This is a genomic window from Rahnella sp. EDr1-12 (genome assembly GCF_049206505.1).
In the GTDB taxonomy this organism is placed as follows: domain Bacteria; phylum Pseudomonadota; class Gammaproteobacteria; order Enterobacterales; family Enterobacteriaceae; genus Rahnella; species Rahnella rivi.
In genome coordinates this window covers 1,155,387-1,179,446 of record NZ_JBLZNY010000001.1, presented here as the reverse complement: position 1 = coordinate 1,179,446, position 24,060 = coordinate 1,155,387, and the positions used below count along the sequence as shown (strand labels likewise).

Here is a 24,060-nt window from a genome sequence, read left to right as displayed (position 1 = left end):
CTCTCTGACTAAGGCGTTTAAAGCGTTAAAAATGAGATGGGGGCGACTCTTACTGCTTCAACCCCCCGGCGCTTTTACTTAGCTGTTTCCGCGCAATATTTTATCCAGCAACCGGCCGGGCAACAGGCGTTTGAGCACCGTCAGCGCATGGGCGACCAGGGTCACCGGATAACGCAGGCGCGCTCGCGGGTTCTCCAAAGCATGGTGCAGTTTGGGTAAAACCGCCTCCGGCTTGAGTGTAAAACGACGGGCGATGCCCGGATTTTCTACCGGCTGGTCAGCTTGTGACTGACTGACGTTGGCGGTGAAATTGCTGCTGAGCGGGCCGGGTTCAATCAGGCTGACCTGAATGCCCGTGCCGTGCAGCTCCATGCGCAGCGTGTCGGACCAGGCTTCCAGCGCGAATTTACTGGCGGCATAAACGCCACGGCGGGGCGTGGTAATCAGCCCCATCACCGAACTGGTCTGAATAATGCGGCCTTCGCCGTGCGGCAGCATGGCGGGCAGCAAAAGTTGGGTCAGCTGATGTGTGCCGAACAGGTTGGTGGAAAATTGTTTCTCGAACTGCGCGCGGCTGATGCTGTTAAGCGGGCCGTAAACGCCATATCCGGCATTGTTGAACAGGCCATACAGGCGGTTGCCGGTCAACGCGATCACCTGCGCGGCGGCGTGTATGACGCTCTCTTCATCATCAAGATCCAGCGGTATGGTTTCAAAACCCATCTGCTGAAGTGTGTCGATATCCTGCGGTTTCCGGCATGCAGCCAGCACCCGGTAACCACGGCTGCGCAAATCTTGTGCAGCCACCAGCCCGATACCGCTGGAACAACCGGTGATTAATACTGCTTTTTGCATAACTTTACCTGTGAGGTGTCCCTATTTTTTATGGCTGTGATTTACTAGGGAGTCGGGTGAAAAAGGTAACGTCCTGGTTTTACTCACGTCCCGGTATTATTTTATTTTTCGTATTTTAAACCTAATGCGTCAGCAGCGGCGTGAGTTTTTCAGACATCCAGTCGGCAATAAACGACTGGGCTGCCAGTGCCGGGTGCAAGCCGTCATCCTGCATCCATTCCGGTTTCACGGCGACCTGTTCCATAAAGAATGGCACCAGCGGGATATTCTCCTGCTTCGCCAGCGCCGGATAGATGGCATAGAACGCATCACCGTAGCGGCGGCCATAGTTTGGCGGCAGGCGGATTTGCATCAGCAACGGCTGGGCATCGGCGTGTTTAACCTGAGCGATAATTTGGGTCAGGGTTTGCGAAATGGTTTGTGGCGGAAATCCGCGTAAACCGTCGTTGGCACCCAACTCAATCAGCACCCAACGTGGATGATGTTGTTGCAGCAGCGCAGACAATCGCGCCAGCCCTTGTTCGGCGGTATCTCCGCTGATGCTGGCGTTAATAATGGTGGGTTTCCCCCCTTCTTTTTGCCATTTTTTATTCAGCAGTGACGGCCATGATTCGGCTACAGGCAGGCGATAGACAGCACTTAAACTGTCGCCAATAATCAGCAAGTTATCAGCAGCAACGGCGCGAAAACTCAGTAATCCTAACAACATAAGGAAGGGGAGATGCCAGCGGAAAACGTTCTTGAAGTTCATCATCTTAATAAGCACGTCGGTCAGGGTGAAGGACAGCTCACCATCCTGTCCGGTGTGGAGCTGGTTGTCAAACCGGCGCAGACAATTGCGCTGATTGGGGAATCCGGTTCCGGTAAATCCACCCTGCTGGGCATTCTTGCCGGGCTGGATGACGGCACCAGCGGCGATGTGGTTTTGCTCGGCAAATCTCTCAGTAAACTTAACGAAGAAGGTCGCGCCGCGCTGCGGGCAAAAAATGTGGGCTTCGTGTTTCAGTCCTTCATGCTGGTTCCGACGCTCAACGCGCTGGAAAACGTCCAGCTTCCGGCATTGCTGCGCGGCGAAAGCGACAGCAACAGCCGTCAGCAGGCGGTGCAGTTACTGGAAAGTCTCGGGCTCGGCGGGCGTCTGCACCATCTGCCTGCGCAGCTTTCGGGTGGCGAGCAGCAACGTGTGGCGCTGGCGCGGGCATTTATCGGAAAACCTAAACTGCTGTTCGCCGATGAGCCGACCGGCAATCTGGATCGTGCGACCGGCGAACGCATTGTCGATCTGCTGTTCTCCCTGAACCGCGATGCGGCCACCACCCTTATTCTGGTCACCCACGACGAGCAACTGGCGGCGCGTTGCCAGCGGCGCCTGCGTCTGCGTGACGGGAAGTTGTGGGAGGAAGCATGATCTGGCGCTGGTTCTGGCGCGAATGGCGTTCGCCTTCGCTGCTGATTGTCTGGCTGGCACTGACGCTGGCGGTGGCCTGCGTGCTGGCGCTCGGCAGCATCAGTGACCGTATGGACAAAGGGCTGAGTCAGCAAAGCCGCGAGTTTATCGCCGGTGACCGTGTGCTGCGCTCCGCCCGGCCGATCACCGAAGCCTGGTTGCAGGACGCGGAAAAGCAGGGGCTGAAGGTCAGCCGTCAGCTCTCTTTCATGACCATGACGTTTGCCGGTGAAACGCCACAACTGGCGGCGGTAAAAGCCACCGATCTGGCTTACCCGCTGTATGGCACGCTACAAACCGAACCCGCCGGGCTGAAACCTGAGCCGGGCACCGTGCTGGTTGCGCCGCGTCTGCTGGCGTTGCTCAACGTGAAAGTGGGCGACAATCTGGACGTGGGTGACTCCACGCTGAAAATTGCCGGTGTGGTGGTGCAGGAACCGGATTCGGGCTTCAACCCGTTCCAGACCGCGCCACGGGTGATCATGAATCTGGCGGATGTGCCGAAAACCGGCGCGGTTCAGCCGGGCAGCCGCCTGACCTACCGTTATATGTTTGCCGGTTCGCCGCAGGCGATTCAGATCTATGGCGATGCGATAAAAGGGCTGCTGAAACCCGATCAGCGCTGGACCGGAATGGAAGATTCCGACGGTGCGCTGGGGAAATCGTTGCAGCGCTCGCAGCAGTTCCTGACGTTATCAGCATTGCTGACGCTGATGCTGTCGATTGCCGCCATTGCCGTGTCGATGGGGCATTACTGCCGCAGCCGTTACGATCTGGTGGCGGTACTCAAAACCCTCGGTGCGGGGAAAAAAGCCCTGCGCAGGCTGATCATCGGCCAGTGGGTTGCGGTAATGGTGCTGGCGGGAATTTGCGGCAGTCTGGTCGGTCTGGCATTTGAAGCGGTGCTGATGAAAGTTCTGGCCCCGGTACTGCCTGCGGCGCTTCCTCCCGCCGGTGTCTGGCCGTGGGTCTGGTCGATGGGCGCGATGGTGGTGATCTCGTTCCTGATTGGTATTCGTCCTTATCGCCAGTTACTGGCTACCCAGCCATTGCGCGTGCTGCGTAATGATGTGGTCGCCAACGTCTGGCCGCTGCGCTACTTCCTGCCGGTCATGATTCTGGTGGTGGTCGGTCTGCTGGCGGCGCTGATGGGCGGAAGTTCGCTGCTGTGGTCTTTGCTGGCTGGCGTGCTGGTGCTGTCGTTGCTGCTGGGCGTGATTGGCTGGGGGGCGCTGTTGTTACTGCGCCGTCTGACTTTCCGTCAGTTGCCGCTGCGTTTAGCCGTCAACCGTCTGCTGCGACAGCCGTGGGTGACGCTCAGCCAGCTGGCGGCGTTCTCCATGTCGTTTATGTTGCTGGCTTTGCTGCTGGTGATGCGCGGGGATTTGCTGGATCGCTGGGAGCAACAGCTTCCGCCGGACAGCCCGAATTACTTCCTGCTCAATATCACGAAAGAGCAAATTCCGCAGGTGACGGATTTCCTGCATCAGCATAAAGCACAGCCGGAAACCTTCTATCCGATTGTGCGGGTTCGCCTGACCGGGATTAACGACAAGGTCGCCACCGAGATCATCAAACCGGACGACGCGGGCGGTGAAGCCGTAAACCGTGAACTGAATCTGACCTGGATGGAAGGGCTGCCGGATCATAATCCGCTGGTGGCAGGCAACGGGCCGCCGAAAGCCGGTGAAGTGTCGATCGACGAAGGGCTGGCGGGGCGTCTGGGGCTGAAGCTCGGCGATACCGTCACGTTCAGCGGCGATACCCAGGAGTTCAGCGCCAAAATCACCAGCCTGCGAAAAGTGGACTGGGACAGCCTGAAGCCGAATTTCTACTTCATCTTCCCGCCGGGCGCGCTCGACGGCCAGCCGCAAAGCTGGCTGACCAGCTTCCGTTATCACGGCGATGACCGCACCATCACGCAGCTCAACCGCCAGTTCCCGACGGTGAGCCTGATGGATATCGGCTCGATCCTGCGTCAGGTAGGGCAGGTATTGCAGCAGGTGAGCAGGGCGCTGGAAGTGATGGTGATTCTGGTGATGCTGTGCGGCGGTTTACTGCTGCTGGCGCAGATTCAGGTCGGCATGCGTCAGCGCCGTCAGGAGCTGATTGTTTACCGCACGCTGGGCGCCAGCAAAAAGATGCTGCATCGCACGCTGTGGTGTGAATTTGCCGTGCTCGGGCTGGTGGCCGGTGTCGCTGCCGCCATCGGTGCGGAAGCCGCATTGTGGCTGCTGCAACGCAAAGTGTTCGATTTCCCATGGGAACCGAATTACCTGATGTGGATCGCCGTACCGGTGGTGAGCGCGTTACTGCTGTCGGTCTGCGGTGGCTGGCTGGGTGTGCGGTTACTGCGGGGAAGGGCGTTGTTCAGGCAGTATGATTCGTAGTGTGTAAACTCCTCCCCTTTGCAGGGGAGGAAGCCTGAAAATCACAGCTTTTCAATCGCCCATTCAATACCGCTGGCGTATTCTGCCGGCAGCATCGGGATCAGTGCGTTAAGATTATCTTTCAGCAGGCTGGCGCTGGCGTCGTTGAGATTCAGGTGTCCGACTTTACGCCCAGGACGCACTTCCTTCTCATACCAGTGCAGATTGACCAGCGGCAGGCTCAGCCATGCTTCTGACACCTCTGTTCCAATCAGATTCACCATCACCGACGGCGTACTGACCATCGGTTGCGGCAACGGCAGACCGAGGATCGCGCGCAGGTGCATTTCAAACTGGCTGTAGGATGCACCGTTTTGCGTCCAGTGACCGCTGTTGTGCACGCGCGGGGCCAGCTCGTTAATCAGCAAACCTTCACTGACCACGAAACATTCCATCGCCATCACGCCGACGTAATTCAGTTCGTTGAGGATGGCTGACAACATGCGTTCCGCCTGCTGTTGCAGGGCGGCGTCCGGCTGCGGCAGCGCGACGCTGGTGCGCAGAATGCCATCCTGATGCAGGTTATGGGTCAGCGGGTAAAACACGGTTTTGCCGTCGTGACCCCGTGCACCGACCAGCGACACTTCGCCGGAAAAATTGATGCCCTGTTCAACGATGCATTCACCGTAGCAATCCTGCGGCAGCGTATTTTCTTCGCCGGAGCGCAAACGCCACTGACCACGGCCGTCGTAACCGCCGACGCGACGTTTCACAATCGCCAGTTCGCCAATTTCGGAGAATACCTGCGGCCATTCGGCGGCATCGGCCAGTAACTGCCACGGTGCGGTTGCCAGACCGAGCTGATCGAGCAATTGTTTTTGCGTCAGGCGGTCGGCCAGACGCGGGAAGATTTCGCGGTTAACAAACGCATTGTGTGTCGCCAGTTCGCGGGTCAGCGCGGTTTCCGGCCAGCGTTCGATTTCAGCGGTAATAACGCTTTGCTGATACGGCACGGCTTCCGGTTCAGCATCAAGGCCGACGGGAAAAACGGCGATCCCCAGCGGTTCACCGGCCTGACGCAGCATCCTGCCTAACTGGCCGTTTCCGAGCACGCAAACCGGCTTCATGCTTGCTCCCGTGGATCGGGATTATTCAGCACTTCATCAGTTTGAGCGGTGCGCCATGCGGCCAGACTTTTCGCAATCTCAGCATCGTGCAGCGCGAGAATCTGTGCGGCCAGCAGCGCAGCATTTGCCGCACCGGCTTTACCAATCGCCAGTGTCCCAACCGGAATGCCGCGCGGCATTTGTACGATGGAATACAGGCTGTCGATGCCACTCAGCGCAGCACTTTGCACCGGCACACCAAGCACCGGCACCAGCGTTTTCGCAGCCAGCATACCGGGTAAATGTGCCGCGCCGCCTGCACCCGCGATGATCACATCAAAGCCATTCGCCGAAGCCTGTTCAGCGAAAGTGAATAATTTGTCCGGCGTGCGGTGTGCGGAGACGATATCGACATGGAAAGGAATATTCAGCGTTGTGAGGACTTCGGCGGCGAACTGCATGGTCGCCCAGTCACTTTTAGACCCCATAACGATGGCGATTTTTGCCGGGGTAACGTTGGATGACATGTCTGTAAAGCTCCTGTGATTCGGAAATAGAAACTGCGAGGGCGCAAATGATATCATGCTCACGAAGCAAGGAAAACGGTTGCGTCGCCGGAATACGGTGCATTTTTGATGAGAAGTGGCGGGCAGATTTGTATAATCCGGACCACACTATGATGAGCAATCAACACTGGAAACTGAATGATGACGCAGGCTTTACTGGCACCGATTTATGATTTTTTGCACTGTGAAACACCGGCTTTGTGGGTGGATGTGGCGCTGGAAAATCAGGCGGTGATGCTGATTGATCACGCCAACTGTGAAAAAAAAGCGGCGGCCACGGCGATGAGCCTGATGACGAAATATCTGGATCGCACTGAACTGCTGTTTTGCGCGGCGCGTCTGGCGCGGGAAGAACTTCATCATTTCGAGCAGGTGGTGGAAATCATGCAAAAACGCAATGTCACTTACACCCAGCTTTCACCGTCGCGCTACGCCAGCGGGATGATTAAACATACCCGTCATCATGATGATTTAAATATTCTGGTCGACCGCCTGATTATCGGGGCGTATATCGAAGCGCGTTCCTGCGAGCGTTTTGCCAAAATCGCGCCGCATCTCGATGAAACGTTATCGCGTTTTTACACTTCGCTGCTGCGCTCAGAATCACGTCATTTTGCCGATTATCTGGCGCTGGCGGAGCAATATGCCGGAGGAGACATCAGCGATCGGGTAGAGTTTTTTGGCAGAATAGAAGCGGAACTGATTTTGGCGCCGGATGAGCAATTCCGTTTCCACAGTGGTACGCCAGTGTGCAGCCTTAAAACGGGAAACTGATCAGCTCTACGTTATCGGCGGTGACTTTGACCACCGACCCTTCTTCGTGCCACGCCCCTAACACCACGCGGTGGCCGGTTTTGGCCCCAAGCTGTACATCATGGATCGCCGGGCGATGGGTGTGGCCGTGGATCATCCACTCTACGCCTGCCGCCTGCATGTCATTCACCACCGCCTGCGGGTTCACATCCATAATTTCCTGTGATTTTCCCTGATTAGACGCTTTGCTGTTGGCGCGCATTTTGGCGGCAATACCTAAACGCCATTTCAGCGGCAGCATCAGGAACAACTTTTGAATCAGCGGATTATGCACTTTCTTGCGGAAGTTCTGATAGGCAACGTCGTCGGTACACAACGTATCGCCGTGCAGGATCAGGACGCGGCGGCCATAAAGTTCGAGGACTTTTTTCTCTGGCAGCAGGGTCATCAGGCTGTCGCGCGCAAAGCGGCGGCCAAGCAGAAAATCGCGGTTGCCGTGAATGAAGAAGCAGGGAACGCCTTGCTGGTGTAAGTGGTTTAACGCCGCAGCGATGTCTGCGTGTAACGGCTGTGGATCATCGTCGCCAATCCAGGCTTCGAATAAATCCCCGAGAATGTACAGCACGTCGGCCTGCGGCGCATCTTCGCGTAAAAAACGCAGAAAACCGGCAGTGATTGCCGGTTCCTGTGCGCAAAGATGAATATCTGCGATAAAAAACGTGGTCATCCCGACGTTGATTATTCGCTGACTGTGACGCTTTTGATCACAACATCTTCTTTTGGAACATCCTGGTGCATGCCGCTGCGGCCGGTCTTCACTGCGCGGATCGCATCAACCACATCCTGACCTTCAACCACTTCTGCGAATACGCAGTAACCCCAACCCTGTGCGTTTTTGCCGCTGTGGTTCAGGAAATCGTTGTCAGTTACGTTGATGAAGAACTGTGCAGTGGCAGAATGCGGATCGTTGGTACGCGCCATCGCCAGCGTGCCTTTGGTGTTTTTCAGGCCGTTGTCTGCTTCGTTTTTGATCTGTGCGTCGGTGTTTTTCTGGTTCATGCCTGGCTCAAAACCGCCGCCCTGGATCATGAAACCGTCGATAACACGGTGGAAAATTGTGTTGTCGTAGAAGCCTTTACGGCAATAGTTCAGGAAGTTTTCAACCGTAACGGGTGCTTTGTCAGCAAAAGTTTTTACTACGATGTCGCCGTGGTTGGTGTGGAAAGTGACCATATTAATCATCCTGCTTATGTTGATGTGTGCTCTCAGTAAGAGCCGCTACTATAGCCTTTTCTTATACCATAACTCAAAAGTTGCCGTCAGCAGGCGGTTTGTGAGGACTAAAGCCCGTCCGGCGGCCTTATGCCGTTTCGGTGAAGGCGTTTTCGTTATATTATGAGCCCGAGCGTCGCGAAAGCGCGCAACCATCATTTTCTACGCCCAACACACGGAATAGCCTGATGCTGAAGATTTTTAATACCCTGAGTCGCCAAAAAGAGGAATTCAAGCCAATTCATGCCGGTAAAGTCGGGATGTACGTGTGTGGGATCACTGTTTACGACCTGTGTCACATTGGTCATGGTCGGACTTTTGTGTCTTTCGACGTGGTGTCGCGTTACCTGCGTTACCTCGGTTATGACCTGAAATACGTGCGTAATATCACTGATATCGACGACAAGATCATCAAACGTGCCGCAGAGAATGGCGAGAATTTCTCCGCACTGACCGACCGTATGATCGCTGAAATGCACAATGATTTTGCTGCGCTGAATATTCTGCCGCCGGACGCCGAACCGCGCGCGACGCAGCATATTCAGGAAATTATCGAAATCGTGCAGAAGCTTATCGACCGCGATCACGCCTATGTGGCCTCAAACGGCGACGTCATGTTCTGGGTGGAAAGCGATCCTGATTACGGCCTGTTGTCCCGTCAGGATCTCGACCAGCTGCAGGCGGGCGCCCGCGTGGAAGTGGAAGCCAATGTAAAACGCAATCCGATGGATTTCGTGCTGTGGAAAATGTCCAAGCCGGGCGAGCCGAGCTGGACGTCACCATGGGGCGAAGGCCGTCCGGGCTGGCATATCGAATGTTCTGCGATGAACTGCAAACAGTTGGGCGATCATTTTGATATCCACGGCGGCGGGTCTGATCTGATGTTCCCGCACCACGAAAACGAAATTGCGCAGTCCAGCTGCGCGCACGACGGCCCGTATGTGAACACCTGGATGCACTCCGGCATGGTAATGATCGATCGCGAAAAGATGTCCAAATCGCTGGATAACTTCTTCACCGTGCGCGATGTGCTGAAATATTATGATGCCGAAAGTGTGCGTTACTTCCTGATGTCTGGTCATTACCGCAGCCAGCTGAACTACAGCGAAGAGAACCTGAAACTGGCGCGTACCTCGATGGAACGTCTGTACACCGCACTGCGCGGGACGGATGCTGCCGCAACGCCAGCCGGTGGTGACGCTTTCGTTGCCCGTTTCCGCTCCGCCATGGACGACGATTTCAATACCCCGGAAGCCTACTCCGTGCTGTTCGATATGGCGCGCGACATTAACCGCCTGAAAGCGGAAGACCTGTCTGCGGCCAACGGTCTGGCGGCAGAACTGCGTCAGCTGGCGGGTGTGCTCGGTCTGCTGGAGCAGGATCCGGAGCAGTTCCTGAAATCCGGTGCGCAGGCGGATAACGACGATGAAGTCGCTGAAATCGAAGCGTTGATCAAACAGCGCAACGATGCCCGCGCCAGCAAAGACTGGGGTATGGCGGACAAAGCGCGTGACCGTCTCAATGAAATGGGCATCGTGTTAGAAGATGGTGCGGCGGGCACCACCTGGCGTCGCAAGTAATCTCATTGCTACCTGAAATGACACCAATGGCTCCCAACCGGGGGCCATTTTTATAAGGATTGTCCTGTGAGCAACATGCTTCTGACGTATCAGCCTCCGTATGACTGGCAGTGGATGACGGCGTTTCTCGGCGCGCGGGCGTTGCAGGGCGTTGAGCAGCAGGACGGAGATGATTATCAGCGTACCCTGGCGGTGTTACACAACGGCGAGCGGCTGACCGGCTGGCTGCGGTTGCGGCCTGTACCGGCGGAAAATCGCGTTGAACTGGAACTCTCACCGTCGCTGGAGCCGGCTGCCGAAAAGGTTGTGCAGCAGGTGCGGCGTTTGCTGGATCTGGATGCCCGACCCGACGTGATTGCCGCCGGTCTGGGGGCACTTGCGGACAATGCGGCGGGACTCAGATTACCGGGATGCGTTAACCGTTTTGAGCTGACGGTCAGGGCGATCCTCGGGCAACTGGTCAGCGTAAAAATGGCGGCGACGCTTGCCACCCGGCTGACGGAAAAATGGGGCGAACCCGTGAACACGCCGTTTGCGGCCCTGACGCATTTGTTTCCGTCTCCGGCCGCTATCGGGCAATTAACGGTGGATGATTTGCGCGGTATCGGCGTGCAGGCCAAACGCGCAGCCTGTCTGATCGGGCTGGCGCAGGCGGTCGAAGCAGGGGAGTTACCGCTGGATACCATAACCGATGCGCAGGAAGGGATCCGATTGCTGCTGGCAATGCCCGGCATCGGCAGCTGGACCGCCAGTTATGTCGCGATGCGCGCCTGGTCGGCGCCCGACGTTTTTCTCGGTGGTGATTATCTGATTAAGCAGCGTTTTCCGGGGATGACACCGGGTAAAATTGCCCGTTACGCCGAAGTCTGGCGGCCATGGCGCACTTATGCCACGCTGCATTTATGGTTCAATAATGACTGGCAGCCCGATACGCCTTAGTGAATGCCGAAGTAACCGGTATTGAGCAGTTTTTCCAGTGAGGTTTCCGGGGCAATGGTATCGCCGCCGACCAGATCGATGCCGATGCCGGTGAGTTTATCCAGCGTTTCATTGATATCCGCCGGGCCCGCCAGCGTCTGGGCGTTTAAGCGATGAGTGTTGCCATGCAGGATCGTCACCAGCACTTCATGCATCTGGTTGTAGTGGATCTGTGCCATAAAGCTCGGATCAATCTGCACGTAATCCACCATGTTGGCCTTTAACTGGTTAAATTCGAGCATATTTTTGCCGATATTCTGCACCACGATCTTACATCCCTGCTGACGGATACCGGCGATAAATGTCCGCAAATCGGGATGCTTGAGCAAGACGGCATCATCAATCATCAGGGTGATCGACGACAGCGGCAGCGGCGTGGTCTCCAGCAGATGCAGCAGATCATCTCGCAGCGCCGGTTGCAACAGACCTTCGGTTGAGAGCGGGATAGCCACACAAATGCCTTTATTGGCGATGCCTTGTCCGTAATCCAAAAGCACGCGCCGTAACATCCAGCGGTCAACGTCCGGCATCATGTCGTAAAAATGGGCGGCCTGCAGGAACAGCGCTGCCGTTTGCACTATCTGATTGGGGATCGCCAGCTGTACCGATATCTGATAGAAACACACCGACAACGGCGTTTTCGGCGGGGATGCGGCGCGGCAATGCAGCGTCAGCTGATTTTCGGTGAGAATGCGGGTGATATCTTCCGGGCGGAACAGCGCCGTGTGTGAAGACAGTTGCAGTTTTTGCCGCGATTCATAGGTAAAGACCCGGCCGCGCCCGTTGTGTTTGGCGGTGTAACAGGCGACGTCGGCCTGCGCCATATATTCGCTGCCGCTGATCCTGGCATCATTAATTTGCGTCAACCCGGCGCTGGCGCCGATGCGGTAAATCTGTTCTTCCCAGATAAACTGAAACGCGTTGATTTTGTTCACCAGTTGCTGAAGGGTTAACAACCCCTGTTCCAGCGGACAATCAAACAGGATCAGTGCAAACTCATCGCCGCCCAGGCGTGCCAGACGGTCGCTGTTACGGATGTGATCCTGCATCAGCGTGCTCAGCTGGCGCAGCAGTTCATCCCCCGCCGCGTGGCCCGCCGTGTCATTGATCGCCTTAAACCGGTCGAGATCGATAAACGCCAGACTGTGCGGCTGCTGATGTATGGCGGTCAGACTCAGTGCTTTCTTCAGGCTCTTTTCAAAGCTGCCACGGTTGGCTAAACCGGTGAGTAAATCATGTGATGCGCTGTAGCTGAGTTTGCGCATCAGTTCGCGGGATTTACTGACGTCCTGCAACACCAGCACAATGCCAATGGGTTCATCTTTCAGGGTGCGCAACGGCGAGACGGCCAGCTGGACGTCAAACATGCCGGTATTGTGGCCGTGCAGAACCAGAGACTGTTCGACGGAGGAGTGCAAATTCTCGTTGATATCGAACTGCTGCAAATTACCCAGCAGCGGCCCCTCCGGCCCTTTGGTGATGTGTACAATGCGCCCGACCGGCTGACCCTGTGCCTGAGACTCTTTCCAGCCGGTCATGTTCTCGGCGACCGGATTCATGAAGGTGACGTTCAAATCCCGGTCGGTGGAGATCACGGCTTCGTTGATGGAATTGAGCGTGATGTGCAGCAGTTCTTTTTCTTCATGCAGCGCTTCGGACAGCCGTTTGTTAGTCACTTCGGTGTGTTTCAACTCGGTAATATCTTCGATTTGCGAGATGAAATAGAGCGGTTTCTGATCTTCATCACGCACCAGGGAGACGGCCAGCAACACCCAGACCATTTCACCATTGCGGCACAGGTAGCGCTTCTCCATGGTGTAGCTCTGAATTTCGTCATCCAGCAATTGCTGGAGCAAGGCGAGGTCTTTACCTAAGTCTTCCGGATGAGTGATGTCCTGAAAAGACAGGGTTTTCAGGTAGTCAGCTTCATACCCCAGCAGCTTACACAGCGATTTATTCACCTGCAGCCATTTACCCTGCGGGGAAACCAGCGCCATGCCGATTGCCGAGTATTCCATGGCATTGCGAAAGCGGTTTTCGCTCTGCGTGATATGTGACTTTTCAGTACGCAGGGTGTGCATCGCCATCGCCATCGCATTGGCGGGCAGCAGGATCAGTAACAGCGGCAGGAAGATCAGCCCTTGCGGGATCTGTATGGCATGGGGCTGGACGGTGATAATACCGCTGGTTTGCAGCAGGGCGATCATCAGCGTCATCGACAGGAAAATAATAAAGGCTTCAAGGCGCGGCAGGCGGATAGCTGACCACAGCAACGGAATAGTGATAAAGGCAAAGGTATAAGGCAGCCATTTAAGCGCCATAAAACCGAGCGCCAGCGTGATGACCAGAGTGGCAAGCAGTTCAACAAGACGACGTGAAGTCAGAATTTGTTTGAGGTAGCCGCGCTGATAAATCAGCCCCAGCGGCGTCAGCGCGAGGATAGCCACCGCTTCTGACATATACCAGGTGGCAAAACGATCCTGCAATTCCGCCGCGGTGTGGATGTGCAGAATGAACAGCATCATAAACACCGAGCTTACCAGCGGGCAGAAGATCACCGCGATCACCAGAAATTTGACCCAGTGGCTCAGGCCGGAAAGCGGATCTTGCGCCGGTAACGCGCGGCGCAGCAGCAAGGCGCAGAGCGTGGCTTCAATCAGATTATTCACCGTGTAGGGCAGGTAAAGCAGCACCGGCGTACCCGCGATAAAATGCGCGGCAACAATCCCCAGCGCCGCAGCGCAGAGCAGCGGGATCCAGTCGAGATAGCGGTGATGAAACAGCACCGGGATCAGCAACGCCGTCGGCAACCACAATCCGGCCAGACTCGAGGTTTTTTGAATGATTCCCAGGCAGGCAAGGGCCAGCAGACAAATGGCAATGCCCGTCAGCAGAGGCACCTTCCAGTTGACCTTTTCCGAAAAGAAAGTGGTCTGTTTTATTTTTTCCACGGTGCAAACCTTTTTCTGACTGGCCGTGAGTGGCAGGCAGTTACGGTGAAACTTGTTTTTTCTGTTATTAACCCCCGCATCACCTGAGACAACGTCTGTTAAGACGACATTCTTCGCGTCGGAGGGATATCTATTTTTTTAAGATTATTAGTATGAATTCTACATCACTCTTACAGCGATAACGAATAATCAGTAGCAGAAATCAAACGCGTTTCTCAGCGGGTATTATCGGGAAAATTCTGCGGGAAAGCGTTTACCGGCCCGCAGGCCGGAAAAGAGGTTTAGATCAGGAATATAGTGGCGAGGCCGAGGAAGATAAAGAAGCCGCCGGTGTCGGTCAGTGCGGTAATCATCACGCTGGAACCGATGGCGGGGTCGCGGCCCATGCGGACCATCGTGAGCGGGATAATGACGCCCATCAGCGCCGCCAGCAGCAGATTGAGGATCATGGCCAGGGTCATTACGCCGCCCATCTGCCAGTCGCCGTACAGCAGCCAGGTGACGATACCCATCAGTCCGCCCCAGACCAGACCGTTAATCAACGCCACGCCAAGCTCCCTGAACATCAGAAATTTCAGGTTCCCTACCTGAACATGGTGCAGCGCCAGACCGCGCACGATCATCGTGATGGTCTGATTCCCGGTGTTACCGCCGATGCCCGCCACAATCGGCATCAGGGCGGCGAGCGCCACCAGCTGCGAAATCGTGTGTTCAAACAGACCAATCACGCGCGAAGCCACAAAGGCGGTACACAAATTGATAGCCAGCCACGCCCAGCGGTTGCGTACCGCTTTGCTGACCGGAGAAAAGACATCTTCTTCCGGGCTTAACCCGCCCATCCGGCGCAGATTGCTGTCGGTGTCGTTGTTGACGAAATCAACGATCTCTTCCACCGTCAGCCGTCCCATCAGCTTGCCTTTTTTATCCACTACCGGCGCGGTGATCAGGTCATAACGTTCGAACGCGCTGGCGGCGTCTTCGGCTTTATCTTCCGGCTCGAAGCTGGTGAGATCGGTAATCATCACGTCAGCGACTTTCGTCTCCGGCGGATTGAGTAAAATGGTGGTCAGCGGCAGTTCGCCAAGCAGGGTGTTTTTGCGGTCAGTGACAAAGAGCTTGTCGCTGGCCTGCGGAATGATTTTGCGGGAGCGCAGAAAACGCTGAACGGCGCCGAGCGTGACGTCCGGACGGACGGTCAGCAGCTCGAAATCCATGATTCGGCCAACGCATTCTTTGTTGAACTTCATCACTTCGCGGACTTTTTCCCGCTGCTTTGGCTCCAGCGAAGTCAGTACACGGCCAGTCAGGTCACGGGGAAGATATTCTGCCAGATACACCTGATCGTCTACATCAAGCAGCGACATGGTTTTCAGCAGGTCTTTGTCGCTCATCTCTTCAATGAGGCTGTCCCAGACGGTTTCGGAGACTTCGACCAGTGCTTTACCGCGCGCTGCCGGTTCGACCAGACGCCACAGCGCCAGACGTTCGCGGATCGGCAACGCTTCCAGGACGTCGGCGACGTCGGCTGCGTGGAGTTTTTGCACCCGCGAGCTGAGCTCTGCGGTGTAATCCATCAGTTGCGCGCGCGTGGCGTCATCAACGTCAGGTTCCTCGCCCAGAATACTGTCGGCGAGGTCATCGGTGTTCAGAAGGAGATCGAGGATCCTGCTGCGGCTTTCGGCCAGTTTCTGGCCGTAGTTTTTCGGTTTTTCACCCGACATTTGAGATCCTTAGTCCTTTGAGTAACGGCAGGTTTTCAGCGTACCGGTACAGGTTTTTTCCGGCGTCTGTTGCTGTGGCCCCACTGTCTGCGTATCGGTCTGCGTTTGCTTTTGATTCTGGTGATGCGAATACGCGCCGAAAGCGGAGTAAACCAGTCGCCCGAACAAAATAATGAAGCTTACCGAAAGAACAATTTTCGTCATCTTGATGTTGGATTTTCGAGACATAGTCGTGTCGGCTCAGTGGATCTTTGCTCCGGTAGAAGTGATGAAAGAGTGTAAATGATAACGTTTACAATATAACGCACAACTAAACGACGCTCCAGATAAAGGAAAAATGCAAAAAGTGCGGTTTATTTTCGCCGGTAAGTAAAGTCGCACGATAACTTTACCATTCAGACAATCTATACGTTTAAAGTTAATCTCATGGATTTGAATGTATTTATTATTTGGTTAATCACGTGCGAAATTGTTTGAGCTTCATTTAGCGGATATTTGGAAGAATGTGTTTATTGATCAGCATCAAGAGCATTAATATAAAGCCGATTAGAATTCAGCCATAATTTGTGATTCATGACACCAACCTCCGCTGTTTCTATTCTTTCTGCGTTTTTCAGTGAAAAGATGTTTATGCCGATAACTGCGCGCGGAACCCGTTGTCACTGTCACCCGGCGTTTTACACACGCCCGTTTCATCCTGACACCTATACTGCGTCATGACTTTCATACGCGAAACTTACGATGGATCCGATGCAAAAACTCTTCTCGTGGAATGAACTGCGCCATAAATGGTGGGGGCTTCCGATCTTCTGTGCGCTGGTGCTGATCCCGCTCAGCTCGTCGCTTTCTCCGATCATTTTCTTGCCGGAAGGTCGCACCTATCTGATTTACATGCCGCTGGCGACCTGTGTGGCCTTGCTGATGGTGTTTGACTGGGCGGCATTCCCCGGCATTGTGCTGACGCTTTTCCTGCGCTACTACCTGCGCGTGGGCGCGGAAATGGGAACGCTGATGACGGTGATTTATTTCACGTCACTGTTTCTTGCCTGGCTGGGCTACCGCTGGCAGGCGGGAAGCCGCTGGTCTGCACCGCTCGGGCTGATGAATCAGGCCTGGGTGCGGGTCGGCTGGCTGCTGATTTTCCTGACGTTCTTCTTCATTATTGTGTTGCAAATTGTCGTGGAAAGCGGCCTGCTGCCAGAATATCTGGGGATGGCGACACGCGATTTTATGACGCTGCGTACGCTTATCAATCTTCAGGCGATGATTCTGGGTATTCTGCTCAACTCGCATCTGATCTATCTGATTATCCGCATTATCCGCCGCCCGCGTTACTGGCGCGTGTTGCGCATGATGTTGCGAAAACAATGTGCGCCCGGTGTGAAACCGGCTGAAATGGTGCTGTGGTTTATTGTGCTGGGCACAATGGTAGCGCTGCTGTGCATTCAGGGGCTCAGCGAGCCTTTCATGAAAATCCTGCTGAGTGATTACACGCTGACGTTGCTGTTCCCGGTGTTACTGTTCGGTGCACTGCGCTATGGCTATTACTTCATCAGTATTGTCTGGACCATCACGCTCACCATTTTATTCCATTATTATCAGGGTTTTATCTCTGACACTAACTTTGTCCATAATCTGGTTTTCGTCTCCGCCCTGATGCTGGTTTATACCATCACGCTGTTGCTGATGGCGGTGATCTCTTCCCGCCAGCGGCTGCTGATGAAAAAATTCAAAGCTGCCGCATTACAGGATCCGGTTTTCGCCTTGCCGAACCTGCGCGCTTTTAACCGTGATTTGGCGATTTATCCGCGCTCCTTGCTGTGCTTTGTTCGTGTTTCCGATATGGATGTGCTGAGCCGTAACTACGGTATGCAGCTGCGTATTCAGTTTAAGCAGCAACTGGCGATGGGGCTGAAGCCGTATCTGCAGCCGGGCGAAAAAGTGTATCACTTACCGGGTTACGATCTGGTGCTGCGGCTTAACAGTGAAGACGTGGAAGGCAAACTCCAGCAACTGTATGAGTATGTTGAAGATTTTCGTCTGATCTGGAACGGATTACCGCTCCATCCTAATATCGGTCTGTCTTATTGCACGGTCTACTCACCGGTCGAGCATCTGCCGATCTTGCTGGGCGAACTGAGCGGGATTGCCGAAGTGTCGCTGACCACCGGTAAACCGGAATCGAACAAAAGCGATCACAGCCAGGTGCAACTGGAAATCAGAGAAAAGGTCGATATGCTGCATAAAATCCAGCGCGCGCTGGATGACGATCGCTTCGTTCTGATGGCGCAACCTATCTCAGGCGTGCGGGGTGACAATTATTATGAAATCCTGCTGCGCATGTTCGATGGCGCGCAGGAAAATCTGGTCATGCCGGATAAGTTCCTGCCGGTTGTGCATGAGTTTGGGCTTTCCTATCAGTTAGATATGTGGGTGCTCAGGCACACGCTGATGTTTATCAACGCGAACCGCTCGCGTCTGCCGAGCCTGCGTTTTGCCGTCAACTTTACGCCATCAACGCTGTGCCGCCCGACGTTCACCCGTGATTTCAAAACCCTGATGGCTGAGTTTGAGGTGGAGCCTTTCCAGATCGTTCTGGAAGTGACGGAATCACACTTATTGCAGGACGTGAAATACGCTGACTCTGCCATGCGCGAGCTGCGTAATTACGGCTGCCGGATTGCCATCGACGATTTCGGTACCGGTTATGCCAGTTATGGCCGTCTGAAAGCCATTCAGGCCGATATCATCAAAATTGACGGCAGCTTCGTGCGCAATATGCTGACCAATTCGCTGGATGGCTATATCGTACAGTCGATCTGTCAGGTCGCCAGAATGAAACATCTGAGCATTGTGGCGGAGTACGTCGAAACCGAAGAGCAGAAGGCAGCACTGCACGCGCTGGGGGTTGATTACATGCAGGGTTATCTGGTGGGCAAACCTGAACCTTTGGCGTCCCTGCTGGCGTTTCGCAAAGACTGACCTTCAGTTTTCATCCTAAAAATAAAAAACCTCTGACGCCTTCGCGTGCAGAGGTTTTTTTTGCTGGTTTATCGCCGGGAAGGCTTAGCTTTCTGAAGACCCCACGTCTTCTTCTTCCAGCATCAGTTTCCAGCCGGTGACGTCATCCCAGTAACTTTGTTCACGTTCGAAATCCAGCTGAACCAGGTTGTTCTGCGCCAGATAACCGGCAGGGAAGCGCAGTGTCCAGTGATTATCATCCGTCGATAACCGCAGAGATTCCGGCGTCGTGGTGGACTGACGCTGGTTATTGAGCAGTGCCCCGAGGCGCAATAGCTGGATCAGCGGAATATAGTGCTTCTTCTTGAACAAATTCAGGCGCGGCAACTCTTCCAGCTTGATCGCTTTACGATGGAAACGCACCAGCGTTGCCAGCAGCGTTTGCTGTTCCTGATTGAACCCCGGCAAATTGGTGTTTTGCAGAATATAGGAAGAGTGACGGTGCATACCGGTGTGGTTGATGCTCAAACCTACCTCATGCAGCATGGCGCTGAATTTCAGCAGTGATTCGAGCTGCGGCTGAACCAGTTTGGTGTTCTGCGCCAGCCACTGGCTGTAAAGCTGCTCTGTGGTTTCCAGTACGCGGCGCGCCTGTTCCCGGTCGATGTTGTAATGCTCGGCCAGGCTTTTCGCGGTACGCGTGCGGATATCCTGATGACGGAAGCGGCCTTCCATTTCATACAGCACACCTTCACGCAGCGCGCCGTCAGAAAGACGCAGTTCTTTGACCGCCAGCGCATCAAATACGCCACGCAGAATGGCCAGCCCCGGCACGAAAACTGACTGACGATCTTCTGACAGCCCCGGAAGATCCAGCGCGTCGAAGTTCTTAAAGTTCAGCACCGCTTCGGTAAGCATTTCCAGACGTTCAGGCGTAATCAAACCGTCCTTTTCGCCCATTTCCACCAGGACTTCATGCGCGGCTTTAATACTGCCGGATGCGCCAAGTGCATACTGCCAGCCTTGCAGACGGTATTGCCATGCCAGCGTTTCCAGTTTTTGTGCGGCGGCGAGCTGGGCGCGTTTAAAATTGCTGCGGCTGATTTCACCGTTGGGGAAAAACATCTGCGCAAAGCTGACGCAACCCATGCGGCGGCTCTCGGCCAGCAATGGCTCGAAATCCTCCCCGATGACCAGTTCCGTGGATCCGCCACCAATATCGACCACCAGTTTGCGGCCTTTTTCCGGCTGCGTATGCTCCACACCCATGAAAATCAGGCGAGCTTCTTCCTGACCGGAAATGATTTCGATCGGGTAGGGGATGACTTCTGCGGCGCGCTTGAGGAATTCCTCAGCATTCACCGCCTGACGCAGAGTGTGCGTCCCGACGATGGTGACGTTGTTATCCGGAAAACCTTGCAGGCGTTCGGCAAACAAAGCCAGGCAATCCAGCCCACGTTGAATGGCTTCTTCACTGAGCACATTTTTACTGTCGAGGCCGTCAGCCAGATGAACGCGTTGTTTCAGGCGACCTAAAACCTGTAATGCGCCGTTAACGACGCGCGCGATCACCATGTGGAAACTGTTCGACCCGAGATCGATCGCCGCGATTTCCTGTGGCTTGGCACTCAATGAGCTGTTTTTAAGGGGCATAGTTATGTAACGCTCCAGGGGGTTCAGGCTTGCTGACTCTGTTGTTCCAGATCTTTCAGATAGTCGTAAATCGCCAGCTGCGCACGGACTTTGCGGCGATTTCCGCGTGGAACATACCGGTTGCTCAGTTCTTTATCAATCACTCTGGCTTTGACTGTGTCATTAAACAGTAACTCCAGAATGTCCAGCACGCGCTGTTTAAGCCGCGGATCGAGCAACGCGACGGCCACCTCGATACGGTAATCGATATTACGCGTCATCCAGTCAGCGGAAGACAGGAACACTTTGGCATCGCCGCCGTTTTCAAACACGTAAACGCGATCATGTTCAAGATAACGGTCGATGATACTGGTGACCTGAATGTTTTCGCTAAAACCGGGCAGATTAGGCACCAGTGAACACATCCCGCGGATCAGCAGACGGATTTTTACCCCGACGTTGGATGCCACGTAAAGACGGTCGATCAGCCCTTTGTCCACAAGGTTGTTGATTTTCAGCGTAATACCGCCGGTACCGCCGGCCTGAACATTGGCAATTTCCCGGTCGATCAACCGGTACAGCATGTCCCGCGAGTTCTGTGGCGAAACCATCAGATGCTCAAAGGACACCGGACGGTAAGGGTTTTCGATAAAGTTGAATACCCGACGGACTTCGTTAGTGATTCGCGCATCCGCGGTGAGCAGCGAATAGTCGGTATAAAGGCGTGCCGTTTTCTCGTTAAAATTCCCGGTTCCAATATGAGCATAGCGGACAATTTCGTCGCCTTCGCGGCGGGAAATAAGAAAGAGTTTTGCGTGAATTTTCAGGCCCGGCGCAGAGAAAATAACGTGTACACCGGCTTCCGTCAGACGTTTCGCCCAGTGAATGTTTGCCTCTTCGTCGAAGCGCGCCTGTAACTCAACCACCACGGTGACTTTCTTGCCGTTGTGCGCCGCGTGGATCATCGATTCAATAATGCGCGAGTCTTTGGCGACGCGGTAAATATTGATTTTGATCGACAGCACGTTCGGGTCGAATGACGCCTGACGCAGCAACTCAAGCACGTGTTCAAACGTGTGGTACGGATAGTACAGCAGCACATCCTGCTCGCGGATCGCTGCAAAACCATTGCGGAATTTATCGAACCAGAGATGCCGCAATCTTGGCAGCGGGCGGTTCACCAGATTGGCTTTACCGACATTAGGGAAACCGATGAAATCTTTGAAATTATGGTATCGGCCACCGGCGATCACGGAATCGTAGTTAGAAATGCCGAGCTTACCGCGCAGCAATTCGACCATCTCATTGGGCATATCGCGCTGATAAACAAACCGCACCGGTTCGGCGGTCAGACGCTGTTTCAGGCTCGATGACATCAGTTCCAGCAGGCTCGATTCCATTTCCGTGACCAGATCGTATTCGGCGTCACGGGTCATTTTCATCGAATAGGCGTTCAGCGCGTCGTAATCGAAGAAGCCTTTGAAAATGTCGTCCAGACAATAACGCAAAATGTTGTCCAGCAGGATCATTGGCTTACGGCGGCGTGGCGCTTCCGGCGGCAGATTGACGAAACGCGGCACTTTATCGGACGGGATTTCCAGCAGCGCGTAATGGATCTCTTCGCCACGGATAATTTCGACCGCCAGATAGGTGTAATCGTCTTTCAGGAACTGCACCAGATTGGTGTCGTGATTGATAAGGATTGGCGTGATAAATTGGCGCAGATGATGTTTGAAGTACTGTCGCAGCCAGAGCTGTTGATTCTCAGACACCTGACGCTCGTTAATCAGGAAAATCTGATTACGCGCCATTTCCAGCAGCAAATCGTTATAAAGGCTGTCGAATTCCTGATCGATGCGCAGCACCTTCGCCTGAATTTTTTTCAGCAAATGCCGGGAAGCGCCAAGAAATCCCTGCTCCTCACTGATGAGGATGCGTCGTTTTAAATCGGCAAACCGGACTTTGTAAAATTCATCGAGGTTGTTGGAATAAATGCCTAAAAACCGCATCCGTTCGATCAGGGGATTACTTTTGTCTGCTGCTTCCTGCAAGACGCGTTCATTGAAGGACAGCCAGCTTAGTTCTTTCTCGATATAAAGCTTTTCCTGACCCATTTTCACTCCGTTCGTTTAGCTTGCAACCTGGCCCATACAGGCAAAATTTTGCCTGAAAACACCGCAATTTAGCTCAACATCATCTTCGTGCCGTTCGCTTTTCGAAACCGTCAGCGTAACAGCAAGCCTTTTGTGTGAGGGGCCTAGTGTCTACTAACAATATTGCGAAAGATTGACAGGAAAGTCCAACATAACAGGGAGAGTTTTAGAAGAAGGAATAAAAGAGGGGGAAATAGGGGAAAAGTCTTACGGGTGAAGGACATTCACGCCCTTCACCCGCAGAAAATGAGGCAGGATCCGCTGAATTAAATCAGACTGCGCCTGCGCCAATCACCGCTTCCGGTTTGATCTGCACCGGTTTGGTTTTATATTTCGCCAGGAATTGCGGCTGGAAAATACACATGCGGATGGCGCTGCGATATTCTCCGTTCACGAAGAATTCCTGTTTCAATTCGCCTTCCAGTTCAAACCCTAATTTGCTGTAGATATGGATCGCCTTTTGGTTTTCTTTATCGACGATTAAATACAGTTTATAGAGGTTGAGCACAGAGAAGGCGTAATCCATTGCCAGACGCACCGCGTCTCCGGCGAAACCTTTGCCCTGATGCTGCGGGTCAATGATGATCTGAAATTCCGCGCGGCGGTGGATGTGATTAATTTCCACCAGCTCCACAAGGCCGACAGGTCCGCCCTGGAATTCAATGATAAAGCGGCGTTCGCTTTGGTCATGAATATGCTTGTTATAAAGATCGGTCAGCTCGACAAAGGCCTCATAAGGCTCTTCAAACCAATAACGCATAATGCTGGCGTTATTATCAAGACGATGAACAAACGACAGATCGTCCTTTTCCAGTGGACGTAATCTGACGCTGTTATTGCTAAACATGGGGTGTTCCTCAAAAAATCAAAAGCCGTTTTACCTGAGGTAACCTTCCTGAAGATGAAATCTGAAACGACTGAGTTTCAGACGAAGGTCGGCGCACAAACGACGTTTAAACGTGCGCCGGGAAGGGGATTATATCGGCTAAACTGTAAACAAGTGTCAAATGACAGGAAATAAAAAACCGGCACTGGGCCGGTTTCTGGTGAAATCATCGCGATAAGGCAGATTAATCCGCCGCGTAACCCTGTTCGGGGAGTGGATTATCATCCAGTAAAACTTGATCGTTTTTCAGGGATAAACGTCCTTCAACGAACCAGCTGACCACCAGCGGATAGATATTGTGTTCCTGCGTTTGCACGCGGGCCACCAGATCGTCTTCGCTGTCGTCACTGAATACCGGCACTTTGGCTTGCAAAATAACCGGGCCACCGTCGAGCTGCTCTGTCACGAAATGCACGGACGTACCGTGCTCATCATCCTGATTGTCAATCGCCTGACGGTGAGTGTGTAAACCGGGATATTTCGGCAGCAGGGAAGGGTGGATGTTGATCATGCGCCCGGCGAAACGCTGGACGAAATCCGCGGTAAGAATACGCATATACCCCGCCAGCACCACCAGATCGGGCTGATAAGCCTCGATGGCATCGGCAAGCGCGATATCAAATGCCGCGCGGTCTTCGTAGGCTTTAACATCCAGAGCCTGTGCCGGAATGTCTGCCAGTCGCGCGCGCTCCAGACCGTAAGCGGCGGATTTATTACTGAAGACAGCGCTGATCTGCGCGTTAATTCGTCCCTGCTGGCAGGCATCTATCAGAGCCTGGAGATTGCTCCCTTCGCCCGATACCAGAACCACAATCCTTTTCATATCAGTA

Annotated in this window: 19 protein-coding genes; 6 read left to right on the top strand and 13 right to left on the bottom strand. The window is 54.2% G+C overall.

Going from position 1 to position 24,060, the window contains the following annotated elements; genetic code table 11:
* Positions 1 to 78: 78 nt before the first annotated feature.
* The gene (locus tag ACO0U8_RS05605) at positions 79 to 855 is read right to left on the bottom strand and encodes an SDR family oxidoreductase (RefSeq protein ID WP_056771250.1); all 777 of its coding nucleotides are present in this window, start codon (positions 853 to 855) and stop codon (positions 79 to 81) included.
* A gap of 121 nt (positions 856 to 976) precedes the next feature.
* The gene (tesA, locus tag ACO0U8_RS05600; RefSeq protein WP_122096121.1) at positions 977 to 1,606 is read right to left on the bottom strand and encodes a multifunctional acyl-CoA thioesterase I/protease I/lysophospholipase L1; all 630 of its coding nucleotides are present in this window, start codon (positions 1,604 to 1,606) and stop codon (positions 977 to 979) included.
* Here tesA and ybbA point away from each other — a divergent pair.
* A complete protein-coding gene (ybbA, locus tag ACO0U8_RS05595; protein WP_056771257.1) occupies positions 1,577 to 2,263 on the top strand; it encodes a putative ABC transporter ATP-binding protein YbbA in 687 nt (228 codons plus the stop codon). The genes tesA and ybbA overlap by 30 nt on opposite strands.
* The gene (gene ybbP / locus ACO0U8_RS05590; RefSeq protein WP_056771261.1) at positions 2,260 to 4,692 is read left to right on the top strand and encodes a putative ABC transporter permease subunit YbbP; all 2,433 of its coding nucleotides are present in this window, start codon (positions 2,260 to 2,262) and stop codon (positions 4,690 to 4,692) included. Before ybbA ends, ybbP begins: the two co-directional genes overlap by 4 nt.
* A gap of 41 nt (positions 4,693 to 4,733) precedes the next feature.
* Here ybbP and purK read toward each other — a convergent pair whose 3' ends face one another.
* Positions 4,734 to 5,798 (bottom strand): 5-(carboxyamino)imidazole ribonucleotide synthase, encoded by a 1,065-nt coding sequence (gene purK / locus ACO0U8_RS05585; protein WP_421670431.1) that lies wholly within the window; start codon positions 5,796 to 5,798, stop codon positions 4,734 to 4,736.
* Positions 5,795 to 6,304 (bottom strand): 5-(carboxyamino)imidazole ribonucleotide mutase, encoded by a 510-nt coding sequence (gene purE, locus ACO0U8_RS05580; RefSeq protein WP_122095978.1) that lies wholly within the window; start codon positions 6,302 to 6,304, stop codon positions 5,795 to 5,797. Before purE ends, purK begins: the two co-directional genes overlap by 4 nt.
* A gap of 180 nt (positions 6,305 to 6,484) precedes the next feature.
* Between purE and ACO0U8_RS05575 the strand changes: the two genes are divergently transcribed.
* On the top strand, positions 6,485 to 7,117 hold the full coding sequence (locus ACO0U8_RS05575; protein ID WP_421670678.1) for a tRNA-(ms[2]io[6]A)-hydroxylase: 633 nt from the start codon (positions 6,485 to 6,487) through the stop codon (positions 7,115 to 7,117).
* Here the strand turns inward: ACO0U8_RS05575 and lpxH are convergent.
* Together lpxH and ppiB are read right to left on the bottom strand one after the other, a co-directional pair.
* Entirely contained in the window at positions 7,101 to 7,823 is a 723-nt protein-coding gene (lpxH, locus tag ACO0U8_RS05570; protein ID WP_421670430.1) for a UDP-2,3-diacylglucosamine diphosphatase, read from the bottom strand. The genes ACO0U8_RS05575 and lpxH overlap by 17 nt on opposite strands.
* A gap of 11 nt (positions 7,824 to 7,834) precedes the next feature.
* Positions 7,835 to 8,329 (bottom strand): peptidylprolyl isomerase B, encoded by a 495-nt coding sequence (ppiB, locus tag ACO0U8_RS05565; RefSeq protein ID WP_056771274.1) that lies wholly within the window; start codon positions 8,327 to 8,329, stop codon positions 7,835 to 7,837.
* A gap of 227 nt (positions 8,330 to 8,556) precedes the next feature.
* Here ppiB and cysS point away from each other — a divergent pair, with 227 nt between their 5' ends.
* Both cysS and alkA read left to right on the top strand, forming a co-directional pair.
* Positions 8,557 to 9,948, top strand: coding sequence for a cysteine--tRNA ligase (gene cysS, locus ACO0U8_RS05560; protein WP_217204970.1), 1,392 nt, complete (start codon positions 8,557 to 8,559; stop codon positions 9,946 to 9,948).
* 75 nt (positions 9,949 to 10,023) lie between these two features.
* Positions 10,024 to 10,887, top strand: coding sequence for a DNA-3-methyladenine glycosylase 2 (gene alkA / locus ACO0U8_RS05555; protein ID WP_390975779.1), 864 nt, complete (start codon positions 10,024 to 10,026; stop codon positions 10,885 to 10,887).
* Here the strand turns inward: alkA and ACO0U8_RS05550 are convergent.
* The 3 genes from ACO0U8_RS05550 to ACO0U8_RS05540 all read right to left on the bottom strand — a co-directional run bounded on the left by ACO0U8_RS05550 (position 10,884) and on the right by ACO0U8_RS05540 (position 15,826).
* Positions 10,884 to 13,877 carry a PAS domain S-box protein gene (locus ACO0U8_RS05550; RefSeq protein WP_421670429.1) on the bottom strand — a complete coding sequence of 998 codons (2,994 nt, stop codon included), beginning with the start codon at positions 13,875 to 13,877 and terminating at the stop codon, positions 10,884 to 10,886. The two genes, alkA and ACO0U8_RS05550, sit on opposite strands and share 4 nt — an antisense overlap.
* 281 nt (positions 13,878 to 14,158) lie before the next feature.
* Positions 14,159 to 15,598: a magnesium transporter gene (mgtE, locus tag ACO0U8_RS05545; protein WP_056771295.1), complete on the bottom strand. Its 1,440-nt coding sequence runs from the start codon at positions 15,596 to 15,598 to the stop codon at positions 14,159 to 14,161.
* A 9-nt stretch (positions 15,599 to 15,607) separates the two neighbouring features.
* A complete protein-coding gene (locus tag ACO0U8_RS05540; RefSeq protein ID WP_056771298.1) occupies positions 15,608 to 15,826 on the bottom strand; it encodes a YfgG family protein in 219 nt (72 codons plus the stop codon).
* A gap of 513 nt (positions 15,827 to 16,339) precedes the next feature.
* On the opposite strand from ACO0U8_RS05540, the gene ACO0U8_RS05535 reads away from it, so the two are divergent.
* Complete coding sequence (locus ACO0U8_RS05535) at positions 16,340 to 18,580, top strand: sensor domain-containing phosphodiesterase (protein ID WP_056771301.1); 2,241 nt, start codon at positions 16,340 to 16,342, stop codon at positions 18,578 to 18,580.
* A gap of 84 nt (positions 18,581 to 18,664) precedes the next feature.
* On the opposite strand, the gene ppx is transcribed toward ACO0U8_RS05535, so the two are convergent.
* The 4 genes from ppx to purN form a co-directional block, all read right to left on the bottom strand.
* Positions 18,665 to 20,212 carry an exopolyphosphatase gene (ppx, locus tag ACO0U8_RS05530; protein WP_056771304.1) on the bottom strand — a complete coding sequence of 516 codons (1,548 nt, stop codon included), beginning with the start codon at positions 20,210 to 20,212 and terminating at the stop codon, positions 18,665 to 18,667.
* A 23-nt stretch (positions 20,213 to 20,235) separates the two neighbouring features.
* Positions 20,236 to 22,305, bottom strand: coding sequence for a polyphosphate kinase 1 (ppk1, locus tag ACO0U8_RS05525; protein ID WP_056771308.1), 2,070 nt, complete (start codon positions 22,303 to 22,305; stop codon positions 20,236 to 20,238).
* A gap of 310 nt (positions 22,306 to 22,615) precedes the next feature.
* Complete coding sequence (gene speG, locus ACO0U8_RS05520; protein ID WP_056771309.1) at positions 22,616 to 23,191, bottom strand: spermidine N1-acetyltransferase; 576 nt, start codon at positions 23,189 to 23,191, stop codon at positions 22,616 to 22,618.
* Positions 23,192 to 23,414: 223 nt separating this feature from the next.
* Entirely contained in the window at positions 23,415 to 24,053 is a 639-nt protein-coding gene (gene purN, locus ACO0U8_RS05515) for a phosphoribosylglycinamide formyltransferase (RefSeq protein ID WP_421670428.1), read from the bottom strand.
* Positions 24,054 to 24,060 lie beyond the last annotated feature (7 nt).